Source organism: Sulfuricystis multivorans, assembly GCF_003966565.1.
In the GTDB taxonomy this organism is placed as follows: domain Bacteria; phylum Pseudomonadota; class Gammaproteobacteria; order Burkholderiales; family Rhodocyclaceae; genus Sulfuricystis; species Sulfuricystis multivorans.
On record NZ_AP018718.1, the window covers coordinates 1,059,472 to 1,073,063 of the forward strand.

At 62.7% G+C, this 13,592-nt stretch carries 9 protein-coding genes and 1 CRISPR repeat array (1 of these 10 running past the window's edge); of the genes, 2 read left to right on the forward strand and 7 right to left on the reverse strand.

The annotated features are described in order from the left end of the window. Positions 1-395: a CRISPR direct-repeat array (repeat unit 37 nt; unit sequence GTTGTAGCTCCCTCTCTCACCCCGGATAGCTACAATT); it begins 580 nt to the left of the window's first position. A 63-nt stretch (positions 396-458) separates the two neighbouring features. The 3 genes from cas2 to cas9 are packed head-to-tail and all read right to left on the reverse strand — an operon-like array spanning position 459 to position 5,053. Beyond that, positions 459-767, reverse strand: a complete 309-nt coding sequence (cas2, locus tag EL335_RS05310) for a CRISPR-associated endonuclease Cas2 (protein WP_126444800.1) — start codon at positions 765-767, stop codon at positions 459-461. A 25-nt stretch (positions 768-792) separates the two neighbouring features. Then, positions 793-1,695 carry a type II CRISPR-associated endonuclease Cas1 gene (gene cas1, locus EL335_RS05315; RefSeq protein ID WP_284155458.1) on the reverse strand — a complete coding sequence of 301 codons (903 nt, stop codon included), beginning with the start codon at positions 1,693-1,695 and terminating at the stop codon, positions 793-795. After that, positions 1,682-5,053 (reverse strand): type II CRISPR RNA-guided endonuclease Cas9, encoded by a 3,372-nt coding sequence (gene cas9, locus EL335_RS05320; RefSeq protein WP_126444802.1) that lies wholly within the window; start codon positions 5,051-5,053, stop codon positions 1,682-1,684. The genes cas1 and cas9 overlap by 14 nt, the downstream gene beginning before the upstream one ends. Positions 5,054-5,304: 251 nt before the next feature. Between cas9 and EL335_RS05325 the strand changes: the two genes are divergently transcribed. Together EL335_RS05325 and tilS are read left to right on the forward strand one after the other, a co-directional pair. Beyond that, on the forward strand, positions 5,305-6,273 hold the full coding sequence (locus EL335_RS05325; RefSeq protein ID WP_126444804.1) for an acetyl-CoA carboxylase carboxyltransferase subunit alpha: 969 nt from the start codon (positions 5,305-5,307) through the stop codon (positions 6,271-6,273). Next, positions 6,242-7,216: a tRNA lysidine(34) synthetase TilS gene (gene tilS / locus EL335_RS05330; protein ID WP_126444806.1), complete on the forward strand. Its 975-nt coding sequence runs from the start codon at positions 6,242-6,244 to the stop codon at positions 7,214-7,216. The genes EL335_RS05325 and tilS overlap by 32 nt, the downstream gene beginning before the upstream one ends. Here the strand turns inward: tilS and EL335_RS05335 are convergent. From EL335_RS05335 to EL335_RS05350, 4 genes are all read right to left on the reverse strand, one after another. Then, complete coding sequence (locus EL335_RS05335; protein ID WP_284155459.1) at positions 7,177-7,806, reverse strand: response regulator transcription factor; 630 nt, start codon at positions 7,804-7,806, stop codon at positions 7,177-7,179. The two genes, tilS and EL335_RS05335, sit on opposite strands and share 40 nt — an antisense overlap. Next, positions 7,791-9,746, reverse strand: coding sequence for a sensor histidine kinase (locus tag EL335_RS05340; RefSeq protein WP_126444808.1), 1,956 nt, complete (start codon positions 9,744-9,746; stop codon positions 7,791-7,793). Before EL335_RS05340 ends, EL335_RS05335 begins: the two co-directional genes overlap by 16 nt. 58 nt (positions 9,747-9,804) lie before the next feature. Then, positions 9,805-10,179 (reverse strand): hypothetical protein, encoded by a 375-nt coding sequence (locus EL335_RS05345; RefSeq protein ID WP_126444810.1) that lies wholly within the window; start codon positions 10,177-10,179, stop codon positions 9,805-9,807. A 201-nt stretch (positions 10,180-10,380) separates the two neighbouring features. After that, complete coding sequence (locus EL335_RS05350; RefSeq protein WP_126444812.1) at positions 10,381-13,290, reverse strand: adenosylcobalamin-dependent ribonucleoside-diphosphate reductase; 2,910 nt, start codon at positions 13,288-13,290, stop codon at positions 10,381-10,383. Positions 13,291-13,592 lie beyond the last annotated feature (302 nt).

Here is a 13,592-nt window from a genome sequence, read left to right on the forward strand (position 1 = left end):
TATATAACGCGCATGGCGCTGTAGTTGTAGCTCCCTCTCTCACCCCGGATAGCTACAATTCGGTGGTCAAGCGGGATGTTGAGCGTCTGTGTTGTAGCTCCCTCTCTCACCCCGGATAGCTACAATTTGAAGTCGATGCGCGCCAAGGTCTTCGACCGTTGTAGCTCCCTCTCTCACCCCGGATAGCTACAATTCATCAAAAAAGCAAGAGATCAGGCAGCATCGTTGTAGCTCCCTCTCTCACCCCGGATAGCTACAATTTTTGATCGTGCCAAGGTTGTAGAAGTTTGCGTTGTAGCTCCCTCTCTCACCCCGGATAGCTACAATTATGCAATCATGATGCAATTTTGCTGCAATCGTTGTAGCTCCCTCTCTCACCCCGGATAGCTACAATTTGGCTGTATCTTGATCCCCGTCCGGCCAAGGCTTGGCGGGGATTTTTCTTCTCCAATCCCGGATCAGAACAGCACCAGTTGCGCCGCTGAGACCTTTTTTTCCTGAAAAAGCGGCATGCCGACCAACAGGCGCATGCCGGCATACTGCTTTTCGGTCACGGTCATCGCGCGCACCGAGCCTTCCGGAGGCAGGTTCTCGGCGAGCCGCGCCAGATGCTTTTTCTCGGCGTCGCTGCCATTGAGGATGCGGCCATAGACCGACCACTGGATCATGTCGTAGCCGTCGTTGAGCAAGAATTTGCGGAACTGCACATAGGCGCGCTTTTCGGCCTTGGTGACCATCGGCAGGTCGAAAAATACCAGCAGCCTCATGTATCGCCTCGTCTCTATGCCCACGTCAATACTCCAGCCGGTGCGCCGTAAGACCGATGAGCGCGGGCAGGTGGAGCTGGCGGCTTTCGTCTTCATAGACCCGCACCAGGCTTTCGACCGCGTATTCGATCGCCGAGAGCACCGACATCCTTCCTTGTGGCATGCCGACATCGACATTGAGCAGCGCCACCAGCGCCTGCTTGTCCGTCGGAATCAAATCGCCCTCAGTCGAGGCCGGATGCTTGGCGACGTGTAGATCGACGATCGGCCGGAAGGGTTCGATCAGATCGTCGGCCAGGTTGAAGGCATTCTGCTCGCTGTCATGGAACAGGCCGACGGTCGGATGCAGCCCATGCGCCACCAGTCCGCGCGCGATCGCGCCGCGTAATACCGCATAGCCGTAATCGAGCGCGGCGTTCGTCCAGCGCGCCTCGGCGCGGTTGAAATCGCTCCCGAAGAGCTGCGCGAAATAGAACGCCGCGGCTTGCGCTTCCAGATTGTCCGGGTCGCCGGAGCGCACGCGCCGCGCATAGGAGGCGAGCCGATCCATGCCTTCTTTGCCGCACAACTTGAGACAGGCGGCCTGGTTCTCGATCTTGCGGCGCACGAGAGCAGCCCAGGCCTGCTTGGCCGCGGGCTTGCCTAGCCCAAGCTGCTTTCTCATCATGCGCGTGGTGCGCGAATGCGGCAGGAACGGCAGGAACACGCCGGCCGGCTGGTGGTTGGCGCCGGTGGCAAAAAGCCCGATGCCGTATTCGGCGCAGGCCGAGAGTACTGGATGGGTGAGCGTGATCTCGCGATGGTTCAAGACGATCACCGCGATGTCCTCGAAGGGCACGAAGGCGGTTTCCTCCTGGTCGATGGCCAGCGAATAATGCTCCCGCCGTAGCCGCGCGGGACGCGAGATCATCACGCTACGCCAGACCACGGCGCGCTTCCTTCGGCGCAGGGTAGACGTTGCCGAGGACGTCGACGTGGAATTTTTCGAACCCGCTGGCAGTTTTCACCCCAGTGCGGATGAATCCGTCTTTGCCGACACTGGCGTTCCGGTCGTGCGCCCAGAGACCAATATTGCCGGTTGACCGATCACAACCGGCAAAATAACCCGTCAGCACTTCTCCTTTCAGCTTGACGCGCAACAAATCACTGGGATGTGCGGAGAATAGAAAGTCGAAATCCGCTTCGTCGATCAGCGTCCATTCCTCCTCGTCCTTGAAAGCCACGATCGCCCGGTTCGGCAATTCCCCGGTGCGCTTGAAGATCGCGACGTGATGCACATACACAGGCACCAAATGGAACTTGCCGTCCTTTTTGCTGCGGAAGACGTCGACGCGCAGCATGGTGTCGTTCTTGGCGATGCCGCCGCGCACGGGAATGCCTGAGAGCTTGTCGATCACCATCGTCACGCTGCGCACGATCGGGCCGGTCGGCTTGCCGTCGCGGTCGGGTTTCCTCAGCGGATTGTCGGATGGGAAGGCTTTGTCGCCCTTGCCGCCGTGGGCTTCCAGCCGTGCGCGGATCGCGGCGTAGAGTTTCTCGTTACGGTGCGGGTCGATCAGTTTGTCGAGGTCGGCCAGTTTCAGGCTGGAAAGCGGCACTCGCTGCGTGACGCTTCCTTTCGCCTTGAGTCGTTCCGGCTGACCGTAGATGGTGTCCTTGTGCGCCGCGCCGCTACCTCTGCGCTGTGGCGCGCGCGAGACGAACAGCGGGCGAACGTTGGCGAGCGCCTCGGCCGGATAGGTGCCGAAAGCCTGCAATCGCTCGCGCAAGGCTTGCTCGTCGTCGATGAACAGCCGCGCTTCGAGCTCCTGCCTGAAGTGCGGCCACGGCTCGGGGAAATGCGCAGTCAGGCGCGCGAACATCGCCGGATCGAGAATCTCGCCGGTTTCCGGGTCGGGAAAGCCCAAGCGCAGGTTTTCGAGTTCGTGGCTGCGCGCATAGTCGGCTAGGCGTTTGACCATGCCATGACTACAGGCGGCGACTACGGCGGCGTCGAGCGCGTGGTGGCGGTCGCTGTCGCTGCGCACCTTCAGCAAGCCCCAGCGGGCGCGCAGGAAAGCGGTGAGCTGGCCATTGACGACGACGCAGCGCTTCGCTTCGGTAAGTGCCGTCCCATCAGCGCCGACTTTCGGCGTGAGTTTGAGATGCCGCTCGACGTAGTTCTTGAAGAAGCGGCAGATGTAGCGGGTGTCGTTGAGGTGGCGCTCGCGAAACTCCTCGGCGGCCGTGCTGGAAAAATCCTTGCGCAACAGGCGCTGGCGCTTGGCGAGCCGAAAGTTCTTGTTCGCTTCGACGTAAGCGACGAAGTTGCGCCAGCGTTCGCCTTGCTCGCCGCCCGTGAAGCTGGTCAGGTACTCATACGGGGTGCGGTTACCCTTGTTGCGGTTTTCTTCGCCCAGCACCAGCACCTTGTTGTTCTTGCTGTCATCGAAGCTGCGCGAGTAGGGCAGCGCATGATCCACCTCGGCATACCCCGGATCGAAAATCACGCGCTGAAGATCCAGCGCTTGCAGAGAGTAGGCGCACTTGCCCTGCTGCTCGCGGTAGAGCTGGAATTTCTCGAACTCGCGGCTTTTGGCCGGGATGCCGAATTCGTCGGCGAAAACCGCCTTGTCCTTTTCGTTGCGCTCGCGGTATTCCTCCTGTGCCTTCTTGATTTTGTTGCGTTCATCGGAGGGGCGGGACAGATCGCGCGCCATTTCGATATGCACCTCGTGCGGCGAGCAATAGGCGCGGATCAGCGCATTCATCACCTTGCGCGCCTGGTTGAGCGCGCGCAGCACGACGGGATTCCTGGGAATATCCAGTTCCTCGTTGAGTGTGAGCCGTCCATTCTTTTCGCGCCCAAGGTAGAAAGGCGGCAGATAGATGTCTTTCCTCGTCTCGGCGGCCTGCGGCTGGCTGTGGTGATAGCCGACGACCTGGCAAGCTTCGTCGTAGCGCAGGCCCTTCTCCATCTGTGGCACGATCTTGCGCAAGGCTTTCAGCGAGAGGTTGTGGAACTTGTCGAAGCTGATTTCGGACAGCGCCTCGATCATCTTTTCGCCGCCGGGTAGATCGAGCTTGCGCAATTCCGTCTCGACTTCGGCGCCGTCCTTGAAGACCGAGAGCACGAGGGAGATTTCGTCGAGCAGCGTCGGATCGCCGGCCATCGCCTGTCCGGCCATGCTCTCCCATTCCGTTTGCAAGCCTTTGTCCTTGAGCGTCTTGCGTAGGGTTTGCCATGCCGGCAGCTTGACGAGCACCTCCTTTTCCTTCTCCTCGGCGATGCCGGCAAAGCTGAAATTCGCCAGTCCGGCCTTGGTGAGCGCCGCGCGCAGGTGTTCGTACTTGAAGTCGCCGGCGCGCTGATAGGGCAAAGGCAGAACGAGCTGCCGCTCGGTCTCGTTCAGCGCTCGCGTGCGGCCATCGACGACGATGCGCAGGTTGTTGAGGCGGGTGAGCCAGACATGGCGCTCGGCGGTGAAGCTCGCTTTCGGCGCGCGGTATTCGCCCTTGCCGTCAGGCCCTCCCGTTCTCTCGAAGGTGCATCTGCCCAGCATTTTGAGCAAATCGGCACCGGAAAGTGGCGGCTTTTGCTCCCAGAACAGGCCGCTCTTGCGGTCACCGCGGCCGAGGATCTTCTCTTCCAGTGGGGCGCCGGCATGCGGATTGCCCAGTTCGCGCTGACGGCGGAACAAAAGCGCCAGCTCGTCGGCGAGCAGTGTCCGAGAGAGGGCTTTGCTGTATTCCCCGGCCTTGTTGCGCTGGGCATCCGGAAATTCGGCCAGCACCATCTCGGCGGCGCTGCGATAGCCTTTTTCGGCCATGCGCCGCTGGGTGTCGGAAAGTCCTTGCTTGACCCTGCCGCCTTCCTTCTTGTCGCCTTCGGCTTTCTTTTCCTCGGCGCGGCTGATCCAGTGAAAGCCGCGATGTTTGACGAGGTGATAGATGACGCGCGCCCACTCGATCGGTTCCAGGCGACGGTCGAGGCCTTCGACGCGCAGCTTCCAGGGAGAAATCGACGATGGGCGGCGCACGGCTTCGATGCGATCGATCAAGCCCTCGCGCCTGAGCAGGCGGGCGAGCTTGACGAGCCGCCAGGCGCGCCGGCGCAGACGGCGGCGCATCAGCCGCGCCATGCGTCGCGCGAGATTGAGCGATTCGCCCTTGTCGGCGGTTTCCGCCTTGTCGAAACAGCGCACGCCGAGGTCGATGATGCGCTCGTCGTCGAGCACGCACCAGCCGACCGAAGCGATGCCGATGTCCAGACCGAAGGCCAAATTTTGCGAGGTCTTGTCGCCCATGCCATCCTCCCTTATCATTCGCTTCGTTGTGGCTATCCGGGGTGAGAGCCGTTGCTACAATAAGCTGGAGTCGTAAGACTCCGAGTCGTATCCGGGCCCAGCGGGGAAACCCGTTGGGCTCTTCCATTTTATGTCCGACAAACGCGCGTTTGTCATTGTGCGCGCCGTCATGCTCGGCTTCGGCTCGGGATATCCCACGCTTCGTTTCGGCACTTGCCGTTCGGCTTGCGCCTTCCAGTAGAATCCCCGCCATGAAGACGACCTTTCTGGATTTCGAACAGCCGATCGCCGAGCTCGAGGAGAAAATCGAGCAGCTGCGTTATGTGCAGGACGATTCGGCTGTGGATATCTCCGACGAGATCGGCCGGCTGGAGAGCAAGAGCGCGGCGCTCATCAAGGAGATCTACGCCAAGCTGACGCCGTGGCAGATCGCCCAAGTGGCGCGTCATCCGCAGCGCCCCTATACGCTCGACTACATCGGCATGATCTTCACCGATTTCGTCGAGCTGCACGGCGATCGCGCCTTTGCCGACGATCCGGCGATCGTCGGCGGCTTGGCGCGCTTCAATGGCCAGTCCTGCGTCGTGATCGGCCATCAGAAGGGTCGCGATACGAAGGAGAAGATCCACCGCAATTTCGGCATGCCCCGGCCCGAGGGCTATCGCAAGGCCTTGCGGCTGATGCGTTTGGCGGAGAAATTCGGCATGCCGGTATTCACCTTCGTCGATACGCCCGGTGCCTATCCGGGTATTGGTGCCGAAGAGCGCGGCCAGTCCGAGGCGATCGGGCGCAATCTGTTCGTGATGGCCGAGCTGAAAGTGCCGCTGGTATGCACGATCATCGGCGAGGGCGGTTCGGGCGGTGCGCTGGCGATCGCCCAAGGGGACGTGGTGATGATGCTGCAATACGCGACTTATTCGGTGATCTCGCCGGAAGGCTGCGCGTCGATCCTCTGGAAGAGCGCAGAACGCGCCCCCGATGCCGCGGAAACCCTGGGCATCACCGCAGCGCGTCTGAAGACGCTCGGGCTGATCGATCGCGTGATCAACGAACCGCTGGGCGGCGCGCATCGCGATCCGCGTGCGGCTGCCGCCGCGTTGAAAAAGGCCTTGCAGGATGCATTGCGTGGTTTGCAGGGCCTTTCCGCCGACGAACTCGTCGAGCGTCGCTATCAGCGCTTGATGAGTCATGGCAAGTTCAAGGAACTCGCCGTCCATTGACGCGATCGAACGCGCCCTGACGGCCTGCCTGGAAAACTACGCGCCGCCCGGTGCGCGGCTGGCCGTCGCTCTGTCGGGCGGCATCGATTCCGTCGTCCTGTTGCACAGTTTGGCTCGGCTGCGTCCTGAGGGGCTTTCTGCATTGCACGTCCATCACGGTTTGAGCCAGCATGCCGATGCTTGGGCTGATTTCTGCGCGGCTTTCGCTCGCAGCCTGGGCGTGCCATTCCAGTGCGTGCGCGTCACGGTCGAACGTGGTTCGCCCGACGGGTTGGAGGCGGCGGCACGGCGCGCGCGTCATGCGGTGTTCGCGCGGATACCTGCCGATTGGATCGTGCTCGCGCATCAGCGCGACGATCAGGCCGAGACCTTGCTGTTCAATCTGCTGCGCGGCGCCGGCTTGGCCGGCGCGGCGGCGATGCGTCAGGCGAGCGGCCGCCTGTTGCGCCCGCTCTTGACCGTAGGCCGCGCCGAGATCGCGGCGTATGCCAAAGCGCAAGGGCTGGAATGGATCGAGGACGAGAGCAATGCGGACATTCGTCACACAAGGAACTTCCTCCGTCACCGTGTTCTGAAGCTGCTTTTGGGGCGCTTTCCGGCCGCGACGCGCAATCTCGCCGCCGCCGCGGCGCGCTTTGCCGAGGCCGAAGCGCTGCTCGACGATCTGGCGCGCCTCGATCTGGCAGGTTGCGAAGGCTTTCCGCTTCCCGTCGAGCGCTTGCAGGCGCTGCCCGAGCCGCGCGCGCGCAATGTGCTGCGTTACCTGCTCGCACACAACCAGGTCGCGATTCCGTCGGATGCCCGGCTGCGTGAAGCGTTACGCCAGATGCTCGCCGCTGCAAGCGATCGTCATCCGCTCGTCGAGCTCGGCAACCATCGGCTGCTGCGCCGTCGCGGATGGATTCATCTGGAGCCGGGTGGGCCGAGCAGCGACAGCCGCTGAGCCAGCTCGACGGCCGAGCGCACGCCCATCTTTTCGAAGATGTGCGCGCGGTGCACTTCGACGGTGCGCATCGCGATCGATAGCTCGTCGGCGATCACCTTGTTGAGCTTGCCGGCGAGGATGTGTTCCATCACTTGACGTTCGCGCTCGGTGAGTGTGGCCAGTCGTTCCAGCACCGCGGCTTTCATGCCGTCCTGCCGGCGCCGATTTTTTTCGTATTGCAGCGCTTCATGCACGCGGTCGGCGAGCTCGTTGTCGTTGAAGGGTTTTTCGATGAAGTCGAAGGCGCCGCGCTTCAAGGCGTTGACCGCCAGCGGCACGTCGCCGTGACCGGTGAGGAAGATCACCGGCATCGCGCAGCCGCGCTCTAGCAGGCGCTCAAAGAGCTCGCTGCCGGTCATGCCGGCCATGCGCAGATCGAGGATCAGGCAGCCGCTCATCTCGTCGCGGTAGTCGGCGAGGAATGCCTCGGCCGATGCCCAGGCGCGGCAGGCAATGCCACGCGAGCGCAGCAGCCAGGGCAACGCATCGCGGATCGCGGCGTCGTCATCGACGAGATAGGCCATCCCGGAGGTCATGTCGTCGGGCATGGTAGCGCGATGTGGAAAATCGTGCCACCGGCCGGGTTCGTTTCGAACCAGAGCCGGCCATGATGCGCTTCGACCACCGAGCGGCAGATCTTCAGGCCCATGCCGAGGCCCTCTTGCTTGGTGGTGTAGAACGGTTCGAACAGCTGCGCGGCGGTTTCCGCCCCGATGCCGCAGCCGCGATCGGCGACCGAGATAAGCACCTGTCCGGCAAAGCTTGCCGCGCGCACGGTGAGGACGCGTGCGGCTTCTTCCGTCTGAGCCATCGCGTCGATGCCATTTTTCATCAGGTTGAGGATCGCCTGGCCGAGCAGAATACGATCGGCTTGCCAGACGGGCAGGTCTGGCGCGATCTCGCGCTGGATGCGCACGCGCTGGCGGCGGGCGTCGCCATCCAGCAGCATGATCAGGTCATTGATCAAAAGACCGATGTCGCAAGATTCGTTTTTCGGTTCCTGACGCTGCACGAATTCGTAGATGCGGCGGATGATGCGCCCGGCGCGCTGGGCCTGTTCCTGGCACTTGGCGATCGCACCGTCGATTTCATTTTGCGGCGCGCCGGCCGCGATCAGGTTACGGCAGCCGGTCGCATAACTGGAAATCGCCGCCAGCGGTTGGTTCAGCTCGTGGGCGAGGCTCGAGGCCATCTCACCCATCGTGATCAGACGGGCGCTGGCCTGCAAGCGTTCTTCCTGCTGGCGCGCCAGCTCGGCGACGCGCTTTCTCTCCGTGATATCGACCACCGAGCCCATCCAGCCAGTATGCCGGCCTTGGCTGTCGATCAGCGGCGCTTCGATGATCAACGCATCGAAGATTTCCCCATTGCGACGCTTGAGCTTGATCTCGAAACCCTCGCTGGGTGCCTGGCCGGCGAGCACTTTCTCGTGCATCGCGCGCGTTTCGTCGAGATATTCCTCGGCCCAGTAGGGCATCGGCGGCCGGCGGCCGATCAATTCGCCGGCTGAATAACCGACCATGCGGCAGAATGCCGGATTGACGTAGGTGATCATGCCGTCGAGGTTACGCGCGCGCAGGCCGGTCTGCACCGAGTCCTCCATCGCCTTGCGGAACGCGACTTCGTTTTGCAGCGCGCTTTCCGCCGCCAGCCGGCCCTGCACGTGCCGGCGCAGCGTCCACAGGCTGAACAGCACCAGCGCGGCGAGGAAAGTCAGCCCCGCGATGATCACCCGGCCGGCCATCGGCGTGGCGCTACGGTAGGAGATCGCATGCAGGATCAGACCGTGGCCGGGCGGGTCGAAAGGCATCTGGTAAGCGTTGTCGGTGTCGATCTCCGTGATGTTGGAGCGCTGGCCAAGCGACTGGCCCGAGGGATCGGCGATCGCGATTTGATAACGTTCGGCGATCCACCACGGAACGCCATCCGCCAGCAGACGGCTGATCGAATAAACCCCGACGACGATGCCGGCGAGTTCTCCGGCATGGAAAATCGGCACGTGCACTTCGAATCGCCAGTCGCCGCCGACGGGGTAGGGTGGGCCATAGACGGCATGGGCCACCGACCCGGCAAGCCGTTGCACGCCGGCCTGCGCGACGGCAGTCTCGGTGGATGGCGCGCTGGAAACGGGCGGGTAGGCATCCAGTCTCTCTCCGGACGGAGCCAGCCAGAGCACTTGAATGACACCGGAATTACTGGCGATGACGGGCGCCACGTGGGCCTGGAAGGTTTCGCGCTGTCCGATGCGCTGCGGATCGAAACGCCCGAACAGGTCTTCGTTGTGGTGGAGCAGGAAGCGCAGATTCTGCTCGAGCCACAGCATATCGCTGATCAGTGTCGCGTGTTTCTCTTCGCGGTCGCTGCGTTCGAGATACCAAAACAGCGTAATGATCGCGGCAAGGAACAGCAGGATCGACAGACGCGGCAACCACCACCATAGCTGTCCGCCGTTGGTGGTTGGAGGGCGCGTGGCGATGGGCGCGGTCATTTGGGCAGCGCGGGCAGCAAAAGGCCACGACCGCGAATGCAGTTCCGCCTCGGCGGCTTTATGCGGGGCGCGGCTTGTTCGGGTGATTCTGCGCTTTTCCGCCGCCCGGCGGCCGGTTTCCGCTCTGGCCGGGCTTGCCCTTGGCCTTGCCTTTCATACGGTGCTTGGCATGGAAGGCAGGCTTGCCGGAATAACTGGCCGGCGGCTGGTTGCCGATGCGGTTGCCCGGTGCGGTCTGGATTTCGAGCTCGTTCAGTTCGTCCCATTCGGCATCGGTGCGGTCGCGTTCCGGAATCGCCAGCAATTCACGGATGCGGCGGCGCGGATCGAATGCCGGGGGCGGGGGTGACGCGCTGACCACATTGGGTGCAGTGGGCGCCGCGACGGCTGCGTCGGACGCGGCGACCGGAGAGGAAAGGTCTTCGTTCTCCAAGGGCTTCTCGATCAATCAAAAAATTGGAAATGCGACATGCCAGGCATGCCATTCGCCGTCGCTGCGTTCATGACGGCTGGGTGCTCACGACGCAACCCAAAAATCCCCACGGTTGGATGCCATTGCTTTGAGAGTGTCGCGGGGACATCAAATCTACCAGAATTTCCGGCCCAGGTGTGAGCCCGGGCCAGGTCCGGATGTCTAGCCGCAAGTGCCGACTGCGCCGCAGGCAGTGCAGAAGTCGCAGCCATCCTTGCGGATCACGGTCATGTTGCCGCATTCAGAGCACAACGATCCCTGAGTGATCTTGAGTTCGCCCTTCTTGTCGCTCGGCCGCTCGAGGATGCCCATTTCGCGGGTCGGGAAGCCCTGCTCGTCGAGGATACCGAGCATCGCGTAACGGTGGATGATCAGTCGCGCGATGTAGGCCACCGTCGAGGGCCAGTTCTGCTGCTTGTTCGAGCCAGGCACGCGTGCCATGAAGTCGCCCAGCGGCTCGGGGTAATTCAGGAGCTTGCGCAGCTTCATGCCGATCCACGCCGGATCCATCACGCGCATGTCGAGCGAGAGCAGCTTGGTCAGGCCATCGAGGGCACGCGGGTAATTGCCGGAGAGCCAGCAGGAATAGGGACGGGTGACGCCGTCGGGCAGCGTGATTTCCTTGAGACCGAGCACGAAATCCTCGCGCGAGGCCGGATTGACGATGTCGACGGTCCAGGACAGCGTGCCGTCGGTACCGGTCTTCGGCTCGTCGCGCGAGAACATGCAATCGAGCACGGGGGTGGAGCCATCGCTGACCAGCGCGCCGAGCTGTTCGCAGCGGTAGCGGATCACCTGCGCCAGCGCCGACACCGTGCCGGGCATCAGCTTCAGCTCGCCATGCGGCGGGAAGGGCATCTCGAAGGGTTCGTCGCCGACCGTGCTGGCCAGTACGTCGAGCTTGAGATTCAGCCAGGCGGGGTCGTTGGCGCGCATGTCCATCGACAGGGTCTTGGCCACCGCACCGAGGCCGCGTGGCTGCTCGGTACCGTTGACCCAGACCTCGAAAGGCACCTGCTGGTGTTTCTCGTTCTCGATCTGGCCTACGAAGAGCGCGAACTCGCCGTGCGGCGTCTCGATCATGTAGGTCCATGCGCTATTGCCGTCAGGCAGACGCGGACGTCCCGGCCAGCGCAGCGAGGCAAGCACTGGTGCGGGCAATGAGCCGATCGACAGGCGCCGGTTGGCGCCGTCGATCACGACGTCCTGCGGCTGTTTCTGGGCTTTCTGCCCCTGGGCCGGTTGCTGCGGTTCGACCGACAGCACGCTGCCGAGCACCGCATTCGGCCGGTAGGTGGCCAGTCCCTTGAGGCCGGATTTCCAGGCGACCAGATAAAGATCCTCGAATTCGGCGTACGGGTAGTCGGCCGGCACGTTGACGGTCTTGGAGATCGAGGTGTCGATGTAGGGGGCGACCGCGGCGACCATCTCCTCATGCGCCTTGGCCGAGATTTCCAGGGCGGTGACGAAGTAGTCGGGCAGGGCGTTGGTGTCGCCACCGAGATGCTTATAGAGGCGCCAGGCGTAATCCTCGACGGCGTATTCCTTGTGGGTGCCGTCCGGCATGCGCTTTTTGCGCGTGTAGGTCCAGGAGAACGGCGGCTCGATGCCATTCGAGGCGTTGTCGGCGAAAGCCAGCGAAATGGTGCCGGTCGGCGCGATCGACAACAGATGCGAATTGCGGATGCCATGTTTTCTGATCACGTCCTTGATGTGCTGCGGCAGGCGCGAGGCGAAATTGCCGCCGGTCAGGTACAAATCGGCGTTGAACAGAGGGAAAGGGCCGCGCTCCTTGGCGAGCTCGACCGAGGTCAGGTAGGCGCGGTCGCGCATGAACTCGGCGATCCTGGCAGCAGTCTTGCGCGCTTCGTCGGAATCGTAGCGCAGGCCGAGCATGATCAGCGCATCGCCCAGGCCGGTGAAGCCCAGGCCAATGCGGCGCTTGGCCGCGGCTTCGGCCTGCTGTTGCGGCAGCGGCCAGTGGGTGACGTCGAGCACGTTGTCGAGCATGCGCACCGCCACCTCGATCACCTTGCCGAAGCCGGCGTAATCGAAGTCGGCAGTCTCCGAGAATGGCTGACGCACGAACAGCGTCAGGTTGATCGAGCCGAGACAGCAGCAGCCATAGGGCGGCAGCGGCTGTTCGGCGCAGGGGTTGGTGGCCTCGATCGTCTCGCAGTAGTTGAGGTTGTTGTCCTTGTTCATCCGGTCGATGAACAGGATGCCCGGTTCGGCGTGGTCGTAGGTCGAACGCATGATCTGGTCCCACAGCTCGCGCGCCGGCACCTTGCGATAGACCCACAGCCCGTCGTCGCGTTGGTAGGCGCCGGCCTGCTTCAGCTCGTCGGTCGGTTCGGCGCGATGCACGAGTTCGACCTCGCTGCCGGCCTCGACGGCTTGCATGAAGGCATCGGTGACGCCGACCGAGATGTTGAAATTCGTCAGATCACCATGATCCTTCGCGTGGATGAAGGCTTCGATGTCGGGGTGGTCGCAGCGCAAGACACCCATCTGCGCGCCGCGGCGTGCGCCGGCGGATTCGACGGTTTCGCAGGAACGGTCGAAGACGCGCATGTAGGACACTGGGCCGGAAGCGCGCGAATGGGTGCCGCGCACGAAGGCGCCGACCGGGCGGATGCTGGAAAAGTCGTATCCGACGCCGCCGCCGCGCCGCATCGTTTCGGCCGCTTGCGCCAGCGCGGTGTAGATGCCGGGGCGGCCATCCACGACTTCCGAGATCGAGTCACCGACGGGTTGCACGAAGCAGTTGATCAGCGTCGCGCACAGGTCGGTGCCCGCCGCCGAGTTGATGCGGCCGGCGGGAATGAAGCCGTTTTCCTGGGCATCGAGGAAGCGCTCCTGCCAATAGGCGCGGCGTTCTTCCGCTTCGACGCTGGCCAGCGCGTGGGCAACCCGGGCGCGCACGTCATGGACGTTGCGCTCAAAGCCCTTGGCGTACTTTTCGAGCAAAACCTCGCCGGAAATCTCTTGCGGCAGGAGAAGACCGAGCTGGCCGGTGTGTTCCTGGGCTTCTCCAATGCTGTCTAGGTCGGTGGTCTGTTCGATCGTCATGGTCGGTCCGTGGATGGGTTGGGTTGATCGGAAATCGGGCAAGGCCGAAGCTTAACGAGAACCCGGGAAACATCAAAGAAAAAAATTTTTGCTCACAGGAAAATCAGATAGTTATATTCTTTCCTAGTAGGCGAAGAATTTTTTACCACTAGATCTAGTAGGTCGGGTGCGAAAAAAGAGCGCCAAAAATCAGTCTGTTGTGCGGACTCGTGGGCGTTCGCGGAAAGCGCTGTTTTGTTGCGCTGCGGAATCCGTGTCCGGCTGGGGGGGATTGACGAGAACCCGAAATGCCCTCTTTCCGC

Coding starts and splice junctions, on each gene's coding strand:
- cas2 (WP_126444800.1), bottom strand. CDS start 767: ATGAGGCTGCTGGTATTTTTCGACCTGCCGATGGTCACCAAGGCCGAA.
- cas9 (WP_126444802.1), bottom strand. CDS start 5,053: ATGGGCGACAAGACCTCGCAAAATTTGGCCTTCGGTCTGGACATCGGC.
- EL335_RS05325 (WP_126444804.1), top strand. CDS start 5,305: ATGAAGACGACCTTTCTGGATTTCGAACAGCCGATCGCCGAGCTCGAG.
- tilS (WP_126444806.1), top strand. CDS start 6,242: ATGGCAAGTTCAAGGAACTCGCCGTCCATTGACGCGATCGAACGCGCC.
- EL335_RS05335 (WP_284155459.1), bottom strand. CDS start 7,806: ATGCCCGACGACATGACCTCCGGGATGGCCTATCTCGTCGATGACGAC.
- EL335_RS05340 (WP_126444808.1), bottom strand. CDS start 9,746: ATGACCGCGCCCATCGCCACGCGCCCTCCAACCACCAACGGCGGACAG.
- EL335_RS05350 (WP_126444812.1), bottom strand. CDS start 13,290: ATGACGATCGAACAGACCACCGACCTAGACAGCATTGGAGAAGCCCAG.